Genomic DNA, 16,221 nt, shown 5'->3' on the forward strand with positions numbered 1-16,221 from the left:
ATCCTAGGTATGGCCTATCCCATACCAAAGGTGACCTCATGCCCCAACCCCAACTTTTTACACCCTTCAAGATCCGTAACCTCGAACTCGAGAACCGTATCACCATTGCTCCCATGTGCACCTACTCGGCCGTCGACGGTTGCATGACGGATTGGCACCTTATTCATCTTGGGCAGCTTGCCCTTTCCGGCGCTGGTTTGCTGACGATCGAGGCGACAGCAGTTGTACCTGAAGGGCGCATCAGCTACGCCGACGTCGGCTTGTACGATAACGCAACTGAAGATGCGATGCGCAAAACACTCGAGGGCGTCAGGAAGTGGTCGAACATCCCGATTGCTATCCAACTTGCTCATGCCGGACGAAAAGCATCGACGGATCTACCTTGGCAGGGTGGTGGGCAGATTGCGCCAGACCACAAGAATGGTTGGCAAACCGAGGGGCCGTCGCCTGTCGCATTCAAATCGACCGACAATGCGCCGACTGAACTCACCCGCGAGCGCATGAACGCGATCCGCGACGCTTTCGCAGAAGCTGCCGTCCGTGCCGCTCGTATCGGCATCGATGCTGTACAGATACACGCCGCGCATGGTTATCTGCTCCACTCGTTCCTGTCGCCGCTCGCCAATCAGCGAACGGATGAATACGGTGGAAGCCTCGAAAACCGGATGCGCTTTCCGTTGGAAGTCTTTGATGCGGTGCGCGCGGCCTTCCCAGCAGACAAGACTGTCTCTGTCCGTGTTTCCGCGACAGATTGGTACGATGGTGGCTGGAATCTCGAGGAAACGGTTGAATTTGCCAAAGCTCTCGAGCTGCGTGGCTGCGATGCGATCAATGTTTCGACTGGCGGCCTGCATGTCGAGCAGAAGATCCCTGTTTCTCCTAGCTACCAGGTGCCGTTCGCGCGCGTTGTGAAGGCTGCCGTGAATATGCCGGTCGTTGCTGTCGGATTGATCACCGAGCCATCTCAGGCGGAAGGTATTGTTGCGACGGGAGATGCCGATCTGATCGGTCTGGCCCGCACGATCCTCTATGATCCACGTTGGCCATGGCATGCTGCCGCAGCGCTCGGTGGCGAAGTTTCCGCCGCTCCTCAATATCACCGCAGTCAGCCGGCGACCCTGAAAACCTTGTTCAAGGCCCTCTAACATCAAGCATACCCCGACGCTTAAGTCGGGGTATGCTTTCAACCCTTTGCGGGTATCGCCAAAAATCCCGCTTACGCTGGATCGATTTTCAGATGCTCCGTGAGGATCTGGGCTGCAAGAGCATGATCTTCTTCCCCGGTCAGACCTGAGATCGTCAGGCTTCCGATAATTCCGGCGTTCTGTACGACAATCGGGAAGCCACCGCCTGCCATGACGTAGTCAGCGATATCGGCACCGGTCTTCGCTGAAAACTCACCTTCGCGACCCTGCTCGAGCACGATGCGATAGGTTGACTTCAGGAACCGGCGCACCGTGTTTGCCTTGCGTCTCACCCATTCGCTGTTGTTTGAGGAGGCGCCTGGGCGCGACAGATAGACAATCTGACGGTCGAACGTTCTGATATCGATGGCAATTGGTAATTGCCGCTCGGTGGCAATTCTCCAGCCGCTTGTTCCAAGCTCGAACGCGATATCTTCATCAAACTTCGGCAGGACAAGTCTGCGTTCCTGCTCCAGGACGGTCTTCAAATCACTCATCATGTTCTCGTTTTTGCTAAGGAAACCCGATCTTCCGTGCGTGACGTTATCGTCTCGGAACGCGGATATCAATTCGTCAGGAAGTGTCTGTGCTTAGTCCAAACCGATCTCGCAGATGCCCGTCAGAGCCGAACAGTTTCTCGTGATGTGGAAGCGTTAGCCATTGCGCTGTCGGTGGTACTGGTAGTATTCGAACATCTTGTTTTTCTGATCTTGCGCCGGCTTCGACACATCAGCTCGATCTTCCCTATCTCACATGAACCGACCACAGCCAAAGCATCTGCCCATGTTATTCTCAAAGCATTCCATTTTTCATCGTCTAGGATGCGGCTTACCTGGCAACCCGGATATGCCGGGAAAACAGCCGACGAAGCGAATGTTCAAAGGCGCTTTGCTTGTTGCCTCTTGCCTGGCGAGCGTGCCGGCCAGTGCAACGCCGGTGCTGGTTGTGGATGTCGCAAGTCGTGATGTGCTTTATCAGGAGGATGCCGGCGTGCCTTGGTATCCGGCCTCGACAACCAAAATGATGACGGCTCTGCTGACCTTCGAGGCTCTTCATGCAAATGTCGTGAGCCTGAAGACGCCTGTTGTGATGTCGCGTAACGCGACGAAACAGGCGTTTTTGGAGTCCGGCCTCACATTTGGCCGAACGATGACGATCGAGGATGCGCTTTATGCGACGATTACCGCGTCTGCAAATGACGTGGCGGTCGCTTTGGCCGAAACCGTTGCATCCAGCGAACCAACATTCGTTGCCCGCATGAACGAGAGGGCCGCGCAGCTTGGGATGACTGGAACGCATTTCGCCAGTCCGAACGGTCTTTTCAGCCGGCAGAATTATTCAACGGCCCGTGATCTTGCGATCCTTGGTATGGAAATTGATCGGCTGTTTCCCGAGTACCGCCATTTCTTCCAGGCCACGGCAGTGACCATCGACGGCAAGGAGATCAAGTCGAACAATTTGCTCCTGAGCCGCTACCCCGGCACGATTGGAATGAAAACCGGTTTTCTCTGTGCGTCGGGGAGAAACTATGTCGGCCTTGCCACGCGCAATGGCAAGCAGGTTATGGTCGTCGTGCTCGGTGCGACCACGGAGAGAGAACGCAATGAGCGTTCCGCGCAGTACCTCACTCAGGCCTTCGACGGGCAATTGGCGGCACGTGCTGAGCGCGTGGATGACATTCCAAACAGGCCGGAGGTCGCGCCGGAAGATATGCGGATACGTCTCTGTACCAACCAGAGCGCGGCTTACGAGACCAGCCGTGAAGCACTTTACCCAATGGGGTTGCCCGGCCACGAAACCTATTTGGAAGGTGAGGGGCCAAGCCAGGTCTACGCCATCCGCACATGGGCCAGCGAAACCGTTGAGAGTGTGCCGTTACCTGCTCCGCGCCCCGTCACGCAGTGACGTACGCCTATTGCCAGAATAGAGAAGACCAGCGCCCGCAAGTCATTGGCAGGCGCTGGTCATAGCTCATTGAAGCTTACTTCAGCCGGTCAGCAAGTTTCTCGATCGCCTTCGTAGCGCAAGCCTCATCGAGTTGACCGCCGGGCGCACCACCAACGCCGATTGCACCGATGGTGTCTTTTCCGAGCTTGAGCGGAATGCCTCCCGCCAGGACCAGGAAGCCCGGAATGTCGACGAGACCGGCAGCTGCGGGGTTTTTCGAGACGGTTTCGGCCACCCCGCTAGTTGGATTGCGTGAGGATGCCGATGTGTATGCCTTGGCCGTGGCGGCATTTGCCGTGTGGGCACCAGCGTTTTCAGCTCGAACCAGTGCCAGCAGGATGCCAGCCCGGTCGGTGACGGCTGCCGCAACATTGTAACCTTCGGCAGAGCACGCGGCGACTGCTGCGTTCGCCAGTTCGACTGCCGCAGCCGTGCCAAGGCTCGTCTGCTTGACGGTGTCTTGTGCGAAGGCGCAGCTTGCGAAAGCGGTTGAAAGTGCGATCGAAAGCAGAACGTTTTTCATATCCGTGGGTCTCCAGTTGCTGGTGTTGCTGGAGACATATTTAGCCAAAGAGAGACATTGCCAAAATTCGCAGAGACACCGACCTCTATCGGTAGGATTACCGATTAAGCGCAAGCCAGATACGCGTCTGCTCGGCAACGGCAGGCGTTCCAAGTTTCAGCGCAATATTTGCCCGGTGGCTGTCCACGGTACGGATCGATACACTGAGCGCGGCCGCGATCTCTTTGCTGCCGAAACCTTTTGTGACAAGGTCGATGACTTCGCGCTCGCGGCTGGTGAGTTGCTCCAGCAGCTTGCCCGTTTCATGCTGTGCCATCAATTCGGACAGCTTGGCTTCGCATGATGTGATCGCGTCAATCAGTACATGTTCGTCGACCGGCTTCACCAGAAAATCCATGACGCCTGCCTTGAAAGCGCGACGACAGGCTTCGATATCGCCGTGCCCGGTGATCATGATCGCCGGCCAATCTATATCCATCTCGGACAGTTTTTTTAGAAGCTGAAGTCCGCTGGTTGCTGGCATGCGCAGATCCAGAATGAGAACACCTGGCTTTGCTTTGTCCAGATGGGCAAGAAGATGGGCGGCATCGGAAAAAGCGGTCACCTCTTTGCCGTAGGTGGCGAGAAGCAGAGAAAGGGCTTCGCGAACGGAGACATCATCATCGACGACGTAGATCATTCGGCGCTCCCCAATGGCATGCGGATCGTAAAACAGGCGCCATCATCATTGTGTGCTTCAAGGGTGCCGTTCATTTTTTCGATGAGGCGTGCGCAAAGCGGCAGGCCAAGACCCATCCCGTCTTTCTTCGTCGTGAAGAATGGTTCGAATATGCGCTCGATCAAGGCAGGGTCCAAGCCCGGACCGTTGTCGCGGACAGTGATGATCACTTCCTTTCCTTGAGGTTCAGCCGAAATTCTGATGTGCGGGGCCGGGCGGTTGACCAGCGCGTCAACAGCATTGCGGATCAGATTGTGGATCACCTGCTGGAAGGAAATGACGTCGATGGCGATAAGACATGGTTTCTCGGAAATCGACGTTTCCAGAACGATGCCCCTTTGCACAATGTCGGTCTCCACCAGACGCAGTGCACCGGTCAGCGCGTCAGTCAAGGACACATTCTCGATCTTTGCATCAGCTCCGCAAATATAGGCGCGCATACGGCCGAGAATGTCTCCTGCTCTTTTGGCTTCTCGGACATTGGCGTCAAGCGCCTGTTCGAGAATATCTGTGCGGTTGATCGTGATCGCGCGGCGCGCTGCCTGGCTTTGCGCAAGCATTGCGGCCACAGGCTGGGCCAGTTCATGTGCAATACCTGACGCCATTTCACCGAGCGCGTTTACCCGCCCAGCATGAGCAAGCTGCGTTTCTTGTTCAAGCAGGGCCGCGCGTTGCTCCTGACGCCGTCGCTCGCTGCTGGCATGGCGATACTGTCGAACAAGCCAGAGTGCTCCAGCCAGCACAACGAGAACCGGTATCAGAACTAGTGGAGGCAACAGTTCTTTCGGTCCGAAAACGCGGCTGACTGTAAGCTCCAGAGGTTGTCCGGCATTGGAGGACGAAAGCGCTTCGGTTGCCGAGGTGATGGCAGGTGCGCTCGTTGGGCGCGCGAAAAGCACACTGTCGCCGAGGGACAGGCCTACAGAATACTCCGGTGGCATCTGCTCGATTGCCAGCAATCGGGTTGCGTCGATCCTCAGCCGCAGCAGCCGATTGAAATCAACCAGCTTGTAGATGTCATAGGCGTGCGCGCCAGGGATTGCGCGAACCATCGTGTCGCCAGGCCTTTGTGGCAGGAGCAAACCTTCTGTGGGTTCGAAGGAGACAAGTGGGCCTGTCGCTGCGCCATAGGTGACCACGCGCGAGATCGGGCCTTCGATCCTGATCGTGGCGATGTTCGTAATGCGTGAATAAAACGTGCTTACGGATTGCGCGAGCCCCTGCACGCTTTCTGCAGGTTCATCGTTCGACATGCGGACGACTGCCGCAAGCGCCGTCAGGTGTGCGTCGTGCTGCGCCAGTTTTTCTGCCAGCAGGACATCAGTCTGCCGGGTCGTGGCAGCAAGTTCCGACAATCCCGTGTTGTATCGGACGACCGCGACCGCGCCGATGGCGACCAAAGTCGTGACGAGGAATGTGGCCCAAAATCCTAGTGTGGCTGCTCGCAAAATGATCCCGATTGTTCAGATGCCATCGAAAATGGCATGTCTTGTGGACAGGGACCTGTCAAGCTTTGTCAAAATAGCAGGTTGCCCGCCATGGCATGGCGAGCAACACGTTATGCGTCAATAATGTATGGTCATCCCTCTAGCGGCATGGTGGATTTACGGTGGCGCCGACGTAGCAGGACATAAAGTCCTGCAGCCAAGATAACCAAGGCTACGGTTGCCCCGGCGCCGACACCAATTTGTGCCATGACCACCAGGTTGGAGGCTGGGCCGCCATTACGGATAACTTGAACGTCATCTGGCGTTACGACCAGATCGGCGTTCCCGTAATGTTTGAAGATGTAGTTGGTAAGTGATGCCACCTCGACGTTGTTAAGCGACGTCAATGCATTGGGCTGATCACCAAACGGTGGCATGAATGCGTGGTCGTTTTCGGTATGACGGTCAACGCCGTAGAGGATCGTTGCGATCAGATTGACGCCATTGTCACCAGCAGTTGCGGCGTTCTTGAACAGGCTTGGGTAATATCCGTCACCGGTGCCCTCAGCGTTGAAGCCATGGCACGATGCACAATTGGCGGAGTAGATTTGCGCGCCGGAATTTACGCCGGCGAGACCCTTTGCATAGTTTTGACCGCGGAACCCGGTCAATTCATTCGCCGCGCTGCCCAGATCGAAGCGGGTCGGAGCTGCCGCCTCTTTCGCAGGGCGAGCGGATGGCACGCTGCGAATATAAGTGGCTATCGCGTTGAGATCGGCATCTGTCAGGTGCTGGAAGCTGTAGCTGATCGCTTCCGCCATGCTTCCGGCCGCCTGGGCGCGGTGATCCAGTCTACCGGTCTTCAGGTAGGTCACGAGGTCCTGCTGGCTCCAGGAACCGATACCGGTGACCTTGTCGTTGGTGATGTCAGGCGCATACCAAGGGCCGACCTGGCCACCGCTGAGATTGGCAGCCTTCTGCTCCTGCATAAGCAAGCCGCGTGGCGTGTGGCAGGTGCTGCAGTGTGCAGCGCCTTCGGCGAGATATCGCCCACGGTTCCATTCGGCCGACTGCTGTGGATCATCCACATGGGTTTCGCTGGGGCGGAACAGAAGGTTCCAGCCCATCATCGACGCCCGGATGTTCATCGGGAAAGGAAGGCTGGTCTGCGGCGCCTTTTTCTCAACCGGCTCGACACCCTGCATGAAATAAGCATAAAGCGCGTGGATGTCCTCATCCGTCATCACAGAATAGGACACATAAGGCATCGCCGGGTAAAGATTGGCGCCGTCGGCACGAACGCCCTTTCGGACAGCATTGGCAAATTCTGCTTCGCTGTAATTTCCGATACCGAATTGTTTCGATGGCGAGATGTTGGTCGACATGATCGTGCCAACGGGAGAGGCCATCGGTAAGCCGCCGGCCATTGGTTCGCCGCCATGATGATTTGTATGGCAAGCGATGCAATCGGCGGCGGTGGCGAGGTATTTGCCTCTGTCCACCAGTTCTTTCGAGAACTCCTGCGCAGTGCTGATGCCCGGCAGGAAAGCGCCGAGAGCCAAGGCGAGAACGAATGTCTTTGTAGTCATGATCATGCGCCCCGCATCTGGCTGACGATTGCATCACCGGCCTTGATGGCAAGAGCGGTCATGGTGATCGTGCTGTTGCCGCAGGCTGTGGATGCCATGGCGCCACCGCCGGGAATAAAGAGATTTTCGTGGTCGTGTGAACGGCAGTCGGCATCGACAACGGAATTGCTCGCGTCATTGCCCATGATCGTGCCACCCATAATGTGCTTGCTCTGGTTGAACTTGGGGCTGATCTTGACGTCGGTCGCGCCCATCGCCTCGGCGATGCGACGGCCGATCGGCAGCGAATAGACTTCGGCAGATTTGCGGGTGTACTCGCCGACATCGTAGTGGATCGATGGCTTGGGCAAGCCGTGCCAATCTTTCTTTTCGGATAGCGTCAGTCGGTTGTTCTGGTCGGGAAGGACTTCGTGCGCAGCGACGATATCGGCCGTGCAAGCTGTCAGCCGGCGGATTTCGGCGTCGAGCGCCTTGCCGACGAGCCCCTTCTTCAAGGCCGCGAAGGTGACGAAACGGTTGCGGGCGAAGTTGTTGAAGCGGAAATAGGCTCCAGCGTGTTCGGAGCGGAATGGCCCTTGGGACGTTTCCATAATGCCGCTGTTGACGACGGGTCCAACGCCTGCCCAGAAGGGTTCCTTCGTCGTCACGGTCAATGTGAGCTGAGGGTGATCCATCATGTTGCGGCCGACCTGATCGGAACTGTTGGCGACACCGTTTGGATTGCGGTCGTCTGCCGACATCAAGAGCAGCTTGGGATTTTCGAGGCCATTGCAGGCGAGCACGAAAAGCTTGCCCGTGACACGATGTGTCTGTTTGTTTTGATCGAGGTAATGGACAGCCTCGATCTTGTTCTGTGCATTGGTCTCCACCTTATAGACGACAGAATCGACAAGGATCGTGGCGCCTTTGTTTTCCAGCCGATGTAGCGAGGTTGCCGCATCGTATCGTGCTCCAACCGGACAGACCGGGACGCAGTTGTTGCTGGCACAACAGGCGGGGCGGTCATCGTAGGGCATGCCGCTGTTGCGCGCCTGTGCGACCGGAATGTTGTTGTATCCCAGGGTCTTTACGACCTCGGTGAAACGGTTTTCGCCGGGAGAGAACGGCAAAGCAGGCATGGGGTAGGGCGCGGAGCGCGGGCGTTGAGGCCATTGCAGCGCAGGGTCAGAGGGGCCGCAGATCCCAAGCTTTTGCTCAGTGCGGACGTAATAGGGCTCAAGCGTGTCGTAATCGAACGCCCAGTCGCGGCCAACGCCGTAGAGAGAGCGAAGACGCATGTCTTCGGGTGTCAGGCGCCAGGACGTACCAGCCCAGTGCCAGGTGGAGCCCCCGGCGTAACGAATGAAGGTCTGGGCGTAACTGTCGGGACCGCTTAATTGAAGATAGGCGTCTTCCGGCTTTTCTCCGCCGGTCGGATGGGGTGCCCAGGGACGCGGTGGATAGGCAACGGATGTATCGCCTTTGACACCGAGTGGGGCGTTTCGGAAGTTCTCGACGACTTCGGCCCGCGTAACGCGCGGCCCGGCCTCGATCATCAAAACGGAATGACCGGCATCGAGCAATTGTTCTGCGATAACGACGCCAACGACGCCCGTTCCGACGATGACGACGTCGGCACTGTTCTTGGTAACCATGGGAAAGGTCTTTTCTTCGCTGGGTTTTCTTAGAAACGCGGCATATCCGCGAGCGGCACGCTTGGACGGTGCCACATGTTTGGACCAGTCAGTCCGTAAGACGGGATCGTCACGATATCGCCCGTCGTCTTGAAGGTGAGCGCTTCTTCGAAGGTGAAGACCGTCGCGTCGCGCTTTTCGGAGGAACAGCCGCTATACCAGGCAGATATCACCCACAAAGCGAAATCCTTCAATTCTCCATCCGGCACGTCGGAGAAGAAGTCCTCGACGACTTTGGCGTTGTTTTTCTCGGCAATGGCGATGATTGCATCAAGCATTTCGGAGCAGCGGACGTATTGCTTGGAGGCCGTTTCTGCGATGCGCGCGCCGACATCGGCATTCAGCCGATGGTCGATCAATAGGTTGGACATTCTCATGAAGCGCCCGCTCATGTCGGCGGCATCTGTCGCTGCAAGCGACAGCGGCGGACAGAGTGTCGCAAGCATGCTGCCGCCGATGAGGCTTGCTCCGCCGAGCAGCAAGCTGCGGCGAGATAAAGTGTTGGCTGTTTGGGGCACTATCGTTCGTCCACTTCAATGATTGGTACCGCCGCGCAGGAAAAACCAGGCGCGAAAACGCCGGTTGCGGAGCGTTGCGCGAGCGGGCAAGGTCGGGCAATATTTGCCCTGCGGCAGCCTCTATCGAGTCTCGTGAAAGGCCGACGCGTTGTTATGGGGAGGGAAGCTGTATTCAGTCATGGATTCAGTCGTGTCATCGATGCTGGAGGTCTGCGACAACAAGGCGCAGCGTCCTACCATAAATTAGTTGGATTGCCGATAATCAGCTACGCCACTAATTTCATATTGTCAATTCTGGGAAGAGGCACTCGCAGTCTTAATGCTTACAGCCGCGCATATGCTTAACACCCACGGTATCCTCCTGCGGCGTTGCCAGCAGGTCGCCTTGGGCATATTTACCGAGGAAGCGGAGGACATTGGCTTTTCTCCGACACAGTTCAGCGCACTTGCCTTTGTGCAGATTGAACCTGGCATTCAACAGAACATGCTTGGTGAACGCATCGCCCTTGATCGCTCTTCGGTCACCAAGTGTGTCGAGATCCTGGAGGCACGCGAACTGATCACACGAACGATTGACCCCTCTGACAAACGCGCCCGCCTTCTCCACATCACGCCGGCGGGGATCGAAGTTCTGGATCAGCTCACCAAAGCTGCTGCCCGCGCCCGCGCCCGGATTGAAGCCTCCATGGGGAAGGATCAGTTCCAGGCGTTCCTCAAGAGCATGAATGATTTCATCGCGGTGCCTGCATCTGAAAAGCAGGACCAGGATTGAATTGTCGCCGCAGTATCATGGCTGCTAGCAAATTCGTGTAGAGCTCCCAGAGAGCCAGCGTTCTCAATTGTAAGAGAAAAAAATACACAGAGACGAATTATCTCCGCCTCTGTGTATGAAGAGTGTCATTCAGAAATGAAATCGGTCGATATCGATACCGAACGCCATTCCGAGAGAATTGCCGCATCTTTGCGATGTTTGTCTTCAATCGCGGCGACAGTGTCACTGCCGAGGGGCAGTCTCAGCGGGGGATTGGCGGCATCTGCGAAATCTAGGAGAACTGCCGCCAGCTTTTTCGGATCACCGGGCTGGTTGTGGCTGAGGTCAGTCGCTACCGTGCGGACCATCCCGGCGGTGGCCGCGTAGTCGGCGATAATGTTTGTGCTGACGGATAGCGAAGTGCTGTCGAGAAAATCGGTGCGGAAATAGCCCGGTTCGATCACTGTCACATGGATACCAAGCGGTGCGAGTTCATCGTGCAGGGCTTCACTTATTCCTTCAACCGCGAATTTGGTCGACGAATAGACACCAAATCCCGCAGCACCGCGATAGCCGCCGATCGAGGAAATATTGAGTATGCGACCCGAACGCGCTTTCCGCATATGCGGAAGGATTGCGCGGGTGACATTCAGGAGGCCGAAGACGTTGGTGCGGTAAACTGCTTCTACCTCGGCGGCAGAAGCTTCCTCAACTGCTCCCATCAGTCCGAAGCCGGCATTGTTCAGAAGGACATCGATGCGACCGAAGCGGACGATTGCTTCACGTGCTGCCGTTGCGGCCTGCTGTTCGTTGGTGACATCAAGCGAGATCGGCATCAGATTGGGATGTGTTCCGAAACGATCGGTAATCGACTTCGGGTTACGGGCCGTGGCAACGACGTTATCTCCATTGGACAGAGCCAATTCCGTGACGAGAGCGCCAAAACCGCGCGATGCACCGGTGATAAACCAGGTTTTCATGGGTATTCTCCTTGTAAGATGAAGATGTTGATGAGCCGTCGTCGGATTATGAGCGGGCGACGATGAGGAAAGATCAGGCAAGCACTTCAGCAAGTTCGATCAGATTGCCGAAGGGATCACAGAAGAACGCGAGACGCCGGCTGATCGCGGGCAGTTCAAAGGGTTCGGTCATGATGGTGACGCCGCGTTTTCGCAGCTCCTCGACCGTATCGATGACGCTGGTGACGTTCAGGCAGAAATGGTGGTAGCCGGCATATTTCAGGCTGTCTCCGAGATCTGCGTAGGGACGAAGCTCGATGGGAGAGGGATCGCCGCCCCCCAGTATTTCGATGTAGAAATTGTCGTCCGTCGCTGGGGCAAGATAAGCGAGTTGCTCATCTGTGTAATTCCATTCCGCGACCACCCGGAAATCAAGTTTCTCGACATACCAGCGTTTAGCACTTTCAAGGTCAGGTGTGCGAACGGCGACGTGGTGGCCGTGCATGTCGGCAAATGGCGATGTTTTGTTTTGTGGGGGAGCAATAAAGTCGGCCATGGGTTTCTCCTTGTCGGTAAGGCGTTCAGAGGCTTGCGAGGAGAAATCTGGACCCTTTTCAGATTTTTTATTAGAGAGGTAATTCTCTCTTCAATCATGAGCGTAGTTCATCAATGCGTGCAGCCGATCTTTCTGAACTTGCAGCTTTCGATGCCGTCGCTCGTCATCGAAGTTTTCGTCGGGCGGCGGAGGAGAGAGGTGTGACCGCATCCGCAATCAGTCACGCGGTCAGCAATCTTGAGGCACGGGTGGGCATACGCCTGTTGAACCGGACGACACGCAGCGTTTCGTTGACAGACGCCGGTGCAATGCTTCTGGCACAGCTTTCACCTGCATTCGGAGACATTGGTTCAGCGCTCGATGCGTTGAACCAGTTTCGCGATACACCTTTTGGAAAAGTTCGCATCAATGCGCCGAGTTCGGTCTCGCCTTTCGTTTTCCGCTCGGTCATGGCACCGCTGATAACGGCCAATCCCAATCTTGAAGTTGAGATCGTTACAACGGATCGACTGGTGGATATCGTCGAGGAGGGGTTCGACGCCGGGATAAGGCTCGGAGAAAGCCTTCGGGATGGTATGACGGCGGTAAAGATCAACCCCCGTCTCAGGTTTGCGGTGGTTGGTTCGCCCGCATATCTCGCCACGCATCCGGCTCCGAAATCTCCGGAGGATTTGCAGGCTCATGTTTGTCTGCGCAACATTTACCCTAGTGGCACGCCATATCCCTGGGAGTTCAGTCGAGCTGGAAAAATCATTGAATTTCAACCGTCGGGACCGCTCTCGCTTGATGACCACGAGTTGATGGTTGAGGCGGCGCTTTCCGGCATCGGTCTTGCCTATGTCTGGGAGGAGAGGGCACGCCCCCATATCGCCGATGGCAGGCTGGTAGAATGCCTAGCGTCCTGGAGCGCTCCGATGGAATGGCTCTACATCTATTACCCGACACGCAGGTATATATCCGCAGGCTTGCGTGCCGTGATTGAAGCCTTACGGGTCTCGTGAGACAGGATCAGGCGGTTAACGGGTTCCCGCCCATTCGGACAATTCTCGTTCTGCCCGTTCGAGCGCGCTGTAGTTTAACAGCTTGCGCAGGAAGGCGACGGTCACTGCGCGCGTTCTGAGATTATATCGGCCTTCAGCTTCATCGTCACTGGCGGCCTGATGAACGTTCAGTTTTTCGTAGAGACTTTGTAGGCGATTTTGCACGCTGCGTAGCGAAAGATTGCGCCGACGGGCAATCGCCTTGTCAGTCAGACCGAGTGCAACATCGACCAGGATTTCATACTCGGAGTCGGTAAAGCCGTGGGCTTTGCCCAGGCTTTTTTCCTGTAGACCGCGCACTTCCCTGTCGATCACGCATTGTGCCTCGATGAAAATGCTGCGCAATGCCAGCCGCAAGCGGTCGTCGGATGCCGATTTCAAAACATAACCGTAGGCTGCGCCTTCCGGAACAATTCGGGACACCCCTCGGACATAGGCCTCGTCGGAGTAGTTCGACCAGAACAGGATGCGAGTATCAGGTCTTTCCTTCCAGATGGTGCGCGCAGCCTCAATGCCATTACGCTCGTTCATCTGTAGATCCATGACGATGTGAGCCGCGCGGTTTTCGCGTGCGAGTTTTTCGCCGGTCCTGCCGTTTGCAGCTTCCAGAACGGTGTCGCATTCCGGCAGGGCGGCCCGCACTGCTTCGTTAAGATAGGCGCGGTGCAAAGCGTCGTCCTCAACAATCAACACATCCATGTCAAAGCTCCTTGCGCCCGTCGAAAACATCCTTGGGCAAGAAAACGGTGATGCAGGTACCTTTAGCCTGATCGTTCCTGCCAATCTCAAACCGAGCGGAAATCAGCCGCGCCCTTGTTTTCATGTTGCTGATGCCATGACCGCCGACACTGCCATTTTCGCCACCGCCCGTACCGTCGTCGCTGATTTTGACCCTGAGGCCACCATTCACAATCGATAATGTCACCGCAATCGTTTCGGGTTGGGCATGGCGGATTGCGTTGTTGATTGCCTCCTGAACGATACGGAAGAGCGAAATCGCCACTGTTTTATCGAGCGTTTCGACCAGACCATCCGTATCGTCGGCGACTGACCATTCGATGATATATCCGCTGTCGCGCACGGACCGGTCCACATAGGTTTCGATTGCCTGCACGACACCAAACAATTGCAGAATTGAAGGCTTTGCCTCCTCGATGATTTCACGCAGATCCTGCATGCAATGCTGGAGACTTCGCACCACCGGCTCGAGCATCTCACCGGAGAGGTCTGTCGTATAACTCATCCGCTCGATACGTCGTGCAAGCCGCGTCAAATCCGCCAGTGTCTGATCGTGCAGATCCATGCCTATGCGTTGTCGTTCAGCCTCCAGCGCTTCGGTCAATTGTAGGGCGCCCAGCCGAAGGCCCTCCTCGCGGGCGTTGGCACGGGCTTCTTCGATCGCGGAACGCTTTGCCTGCTCCGCGGCGCGGATCGCGTAAAAATAGGGGGCCAGCAAATCCGCGACGGCGCGGGCATTGGTGACATCCTCCATCGAGTAGGCATTGGATTGATGTGATGAACAACTCAAAGCACCAATAATGTCTCCATGCACCTTCATCGGCACATGCAGACGGCTATGCAGATTAAGCTCTATGATCGGGCTGGAAAAGGCGCCTTCGAAATGGAAACGTGGATCCGCGCAGGCATCCCCGCTCAAGAGATAGTCGACCTCGCCTGACAGCACCGAGCGGATAGGGCTTCCCGTCAAAAGTGCCGGTGGCTGTCTGCTCCAGGCGCTTGCGAGGCCACTTTCATATGCAATGTGATATTTGTCGTCGAGTTGCTTGATGCAGACATCAAGATGGTCATGCGGGATGATATGGGTGACCTCGGTCGCCACTGCCTGAATGATCGCATTGAACTCGAGCTGCCCGGCAAGCAGACGCGAAATGCCCATATAGTGATGGAAAAGAGCGCTTTTTGGCGTGTCCAGCATGTGCGGACGCCCTCCCAAGCGCCTGCCGTATCGGTATTGGGTGTCAAACGAGCACCAGCAACTTATTGTGCGCTTCACGGTGCTGTTCGTCTTGCGGGTTCCCGCATCCTTTCTGCGGAAACGCGCAGGAAGATTGCCGTTATGCGCCTATACAAGCCCAACCTTCTTGGTCATTCTCGCTTGTACTGGGGAAAGGAGCTCCAGTGCAAAGGAATTTCGACTACCGCCGAGGAGATTTGCGGAAGATCGGATTTCCGGCCCGCAAAGGGCAAGCCACCAGGGAGGAAATCAATGGCTTTCAGTAAGATGCTTTTGGCATCGGTCGCTGTCGCGTGCGCAGCTTTGCCGATCGTCGCTCACGCCGATACATCGGCAAAAAAAATCGCGCTATCGAACAATTATGCTGGGAACTCATGGCGCCAGGCCATGCTCACGAGCTGGGACAAAATCACCAAACAGGCGGTGGCCGATAAACAGGTCGCTGCGGCCGACCCGTTCACGACTGCGGAGAACCAGGCGACCGAGCAGGCCGCCCAGATCCAGAACCTCATTCTTCAAGGTTATGATGCGATCGTCATCAATGCTGCATCTCCTACCGCGTTGAACGGTGCGGTTAAGGAAGCTTGTGACGCGGGTATCATTGTCGTTTCCTTTGACGGCATCGTCACCGAGCCGTGCGCATGGCGTATTGCCGTGGACTTCAAGGCCATGGGCGAAAGCCAGGTCGACTATCTTGCGAAAGCAATGCCGAAGGGCGGAAACCTGCTGGAAATCCGCGGACTGGCAGGTGTCTCGGTCGATGACGAGATTCACGCCGGCATTGCTGCTGGCGTTGCCAAGAACCCGCAATTCAAAATTGTCGGTTCAGTTAATGGCGATTGGGCGCAGGATGTCGCACAGCGGGCTGTCGCAGGTATCCTGCCGAGCCTTCCTGAGGTCGCTGCTGTCGTGACGCAGGGTGGCGACGGCTATGGTGCGGCGCAGGCCTTTGCTGCTGCAAAGCGCCCGACACCGACCATCGTCATGGGCAACCGTGAAGACGAGTTGCAATGGTGGAAGCAGCAGAAGGACGCGAGCGGTTACGAAACCATGTCGGTTTCCATTGCTCCCGGCGTCTCTACGCTTGCCTTCTGGGTGGCCCAGCAAATCCTTGACGGCAAGGATGTAAAGAAGGATCTGACCGTTCCCTTCCTTCGCATCGATCAGGGTAATCTCGAGGACAATCTCAAGAACACCCAGAAGGGTGGGGTGGCGAATGTCGAATATTCGCTGGAAGATGCCCAGAAGGTTATCTCCTCGGCCAAATAGGCTCGTGCTTCCTGATCACAAGAGATTGCGGCGTTCTTTGAAGGGCGCCGCGACCTCGCTCTATTCCTCGTCGCAGATTACTGGCGTATTTG

General features: G+C 56.4%; 16 protein-coding genes. 5 read left to right on the plus strand and 11 right to left on the minus strand.

The features are described from left to right. Window positions 1–38 precede the first annotated feature (38 nt). A complete protein-coding gene (locus ACIQT8_RS21500) occupies window positions 39–1,145 on the plus strand; it encodes an NADH:flavin oxidoreductase/NADH oxidase (protein ID WP_400969483.1) in 1,107 nt (368 codons plus the stop codon). A 71-nt stretch (window positions 1,146–1,216) separates the two neighbouring features. On the opposite strand, the gene ACIQT8_RS21505 is transcribed toward ACIQT8_RS21500, so the two are convergent. Beyond that, window positions 1,217–1,681, minus strand: coding sequence for a heme-degrading domain-containing protein (locus ACIQT8_RS21505; RefSeq protein WP_400969485.1), 465 nt, complete (start codon window positions 1,679–1,681; stop codon window positions 1,217–1,219). A 376-nt stretch (window positions 1,682–2,057) separates the two neighbouring features. Between ACIQT8_RS21505 and ACIQT8_RS21510 the strand changes: the two genes are divergently transcribed. Continuing rightward, on the plus strand, window positions 2,058–3,089 hold the full coding sequence (locus ACIQT8_RS21510) for a D-alanyl-D-alanine carboxypeptidase family protein (protein ID WP_400969488.1): 1,032 nt from the start codon (window positions 2,058–2,060) through the stop codon (window positions 3,087–3,089). A 76-nt stretch (window positions 3,090–3,165) separates the two neighbouring features. On the opposite strand, the gene ACIQT8_RS21515 is transcribed toward ACIQT8_RS21510, so the two are convergent. The 6 genes from ACIQT8_RS21515 to ACIQT8_RS21540 form a co-directional block, all read right to left on the minus strand. Continuing rightward, entirely contained in the window at window positions 3,166–3,654 is a 489-nt protein-coding gene (locus tag ACIQT8_RS21515) for a heme-binding protein (RefSeq protein WP_400969491.1), read from the minus strand. Between the two features lie 97 nt (window positions 3,655–3,751). Beyond that, a complete protein-coding gene (locus ACIQT8_RS21520; RefSeq protein WP_400969494.1) occupies window positions 3,752–4,333 on the minus strand; it encodes a response regulator transcription factor in 582 nt (193 codons plus the stop codon). Beyond that, window positions 4,330–5,820, minus strand: coding sequence for a sensor histidine kinase (locus tag ACIQT8_RS21525; RefSeq protein ID WP_400969497.1), 1,491 nt, complete (start codon window positions 5,818–5,820; stop codon window positions 4,330–4,332). The genes ACIQT8_RS21520 and ACIQT8_RS21525 overlap by 4 nt, the downstream gene beginning before the upstream one ends. A gap of 131 nt (window positions 5,821–5,951) precedes the next feature. Beyond that, window positions 5,952–7,388, minus strand: a complete 1,437-nt coding sequence (locus tag ACIQT8_RS21530; RefSeq protein ID WP_400969500.1) for a c-type cytochrome — start codon at window positions 7,386–7,388, stop codon at window positions 5,952–5,954. 2 nt (window positions 7,389–7,390) lie between these two features. Continuing rightward, entirely contained in the window at window positions 7,391–9,022 is a 1,632-nt protein-coding gene (locus ACIQT8_RS21535; RefSeq protein WP_400969502.1) for a GMC family oxidoreductase, read from the minus strand. A gap of 29 nt (window positions 9,023–9,051) precedes the next feature. Further along, window positions 9,052–9,579, minus strand: a complete 528-nt coding sequence (locus ACIQT8_RS21540) for a sugar dehydrogenase complex small subunit (protein WP_400969505.1) — start codon at window positions 9,577–9,579, stop codon at window positions 9,052–9,054. 385 nt (window positions 9,580–9,964) lie between these two features. On the opposite strand from ACIQT8_RS21540, the gene ACIQT8_RS21545 reads away from it, so the two are divergent. Continuing rightward, the gene (locus ACIQT8_RS21545) at window positions 9,965–10,351 is read left to right on the plus strand and encodes a MarR family winged helix-turn-helix transcriptional regulator (RefSeq protein WP_400969508.1); all 387 of its coding nucleotides are present in this window, start codon (window positions 9,965–9,967) and stop codon (window positions 10,349–10,351) included. A gap of 125 nt (window positions 10,352–10,476) precedes the next feature. On the opposite strand, the gene ACIQT8_RS21550 is transcribed toward ACIQT8_RS21545, so the two are convergent. Then, entirely contained in the window at window positions 10,477–11,310 is an 834-nt protein-coding gene (locus ACIQT8_RS21550) for an oxidoreductase (protein WP_400969511.1), read from the minus strand. A 73-nt stretch (window positions 11,311–11,383) separates the two neighbouring features. Next, a complete protein-coding gene (locus ACIQT8_RS21555; RefSeq protein ID WP_400969514.1) occupies window positions 11,384–11,845 on the minus strand; it encodes a VOC family protein in 462 nt (153 codons plus the stop codon). A 113-nt stretch (window positions 11,846–11,958) separates the two neighbouring features. On the opposite strand from ACIQT8_RS21555, the gene ACIQT8_RS21560 reads away from it, so the two are divergent. Further along, window positions 11,959–12,846: a LysR family transcriptional regulator gene (locus ACIQT8_RS21560; protein WP_400969517.1), complete on the plus strand. Its 888-nt coding sequence runs from the start codon at window positions 11,959–11,961 to the stop codon at window positions 12,844–12,846. Between the two features lie 15 nt (window positions 12,847–12,861). Here the strand turns inward: ACIQT8_RS21560 and ACIQT8_RS21565 are convergent, their stop codons facing one another. Both ACIQT8_RS21565 and ACIQT8_RS21570 read right to left on the minus strand, forming a co-directional pair. Continuing rightward, entirely contained in the window at window positions 12,862–13,584 is a 723-nt protein-coding gene (locus ACIQT8_RS21565; RefSeq protein WP_400969520.1) for a response regulator, read from the minus strand. 1 nt (window position 13,585) lies between these two features. Further along, window positions 13,586–14,821: an ATP-binding protein gene (locus ACIQT8_RS21570; RefSeq protein ID WP_400969523.1), complete on the minus strand. Its 1,236-nt coding sequence runs from the start codon at window positions 14,819–14,821 to the stop codon at window positions 13,586–13,588. Between the two features lie 291 nt (window positions 14,822–15,112). Here ACIQT8_RS21570 and ACIQT8_RS21575 point away from each other — a divergent pair, with 291 nt between their 5' ends. Then, window positions 15,113–16,129 carry an ABC transporter substrate-binding protein gene (locus ACIQT8_RS21575; RefSeq protein ID WP_400969525.1) on the plus strand — a complete coding sequence of 339 codons (1,017 nt, stop codon included), beginning with the start codon at window positions 15,113–15,115 and terminating at the stop codon, window positions 16,127–16,129. The last annotated feature ends 92 nt before the right edge of the window (window positions 16,130–16,221 follow it).

Source organism: Agrobacterium sp. NPDC090273, assembly GCF_044772305.1.
In the GTDB taxonomy this organism is placed as follows: domain Bacteria; phylum Pseudomonadota; class Alphaproteobacteria; order Rhizobiales; family Rhizobiaceae; genus Agrobacterium.

What these genes read in the sequence shown, in the direction of transcription:
- ACIQT8_RS21500 (WP_400969483.1), top strand. Translation starts at nt 39, where the DNA reads ATGCCCCAACCCCAACTTTTTACACCCTTCAAGATCCGTAACCTCGAA.
- ACIQT8_RS21505 (WP_400969485.1), bottom strand. Translation starts at nt 1,681, where the DNA reads ATGAGTGATTTGAAGACCGTCCTGGAGCAGGAACGCAGACTTGTCCTG.
- ACIQT8_RS21510 (WP_400969488.1), top strand. Translation starts at nt 2,058, where the DNA reads ATGTTCAAAGGCGCTTTGCTTGTTGCCTCTTGCCTGGCGAGCGTGCCG.
- ACIQT8_RS21515 (WP_400969491.1), bottom strand. Translation starts at nt 3,654, where the DNA reads ATGAAAAACGTTCTGCTTTCGATCGCACTTTCAACCGCTTTCGCAAGC.
- ACIQT8_RS21520 (WP_400969494.1), bottom strand. Translation starts at nt 4,333, where the DNA reads ATGATCTACGTCGTCGATGATGATGTCTCCGTTCGCGAAGCCCTTTCT.
- ACIQT8_RS21530 (WP_400969500.1), bottom strand. Translation starts at nt 7,388, where the DNA reads ATGACTACAAAGACATTCGTTCTCGCCTTGGCTCTCGGCGCTTTCCTG.
- ACIQT8_RS21535 (WP_400969502.1), bottom strand. Translation starts at nt 9,022, where the DNA reads ATGGTTACCAAGAACAGTGCCGACGTCGTCATCGTCGGAACGGGCGTC.
- ACIQT8_RS21550 (WP_400969511.1), bottom strand. Translation starts at nt 11,310, where the DNA reads ATGAAAACCTGGTTTATCACCGGTGCATCGCGCGGTTTTGGCGCTCTC.
- ACIQT8_RS21555 (WP_400969514.1), bottom strand. Translation starts at nt 11,845, where the DNA reads ATGGCCGACTTTATTGCTCCCCCACAAAACAAAACATCGCCATTTGCC.
- ACIQT8_RS21560 (WP_400969517.1), top strand. Translation starts at nt 11,959, where the DNA reads ATGCGTGCAGCCGATCTTTCTGAACTTGCAGCTTTCGATGCCGTCGCT.
- ACIQT8_RS21565 (WP_400969520.1), bottom strand. Translation starts at nt 13,584, where the DNA reads ATGGATGTGTTGATTGTTGAGGACGACGCTTTGCACCGCGCCTATCTT.
- ACIQT8_RS21570 (WP_400969523.1), bottom strand. Translation starts at nt 14,821, where the DNA reads ATGCTGGACACGCCAAAAAGCGCTCTTTTCCATCACTATATGGGCATT.
- ACIQT8_RS21575 (WP_400969525.1), top strand. Translation starts at nt 15,113, where the DNA reads ATGGCTTTCAGTAAGATGCTTTTGGCATCGGTCGCTGTCGCGTGCGCA.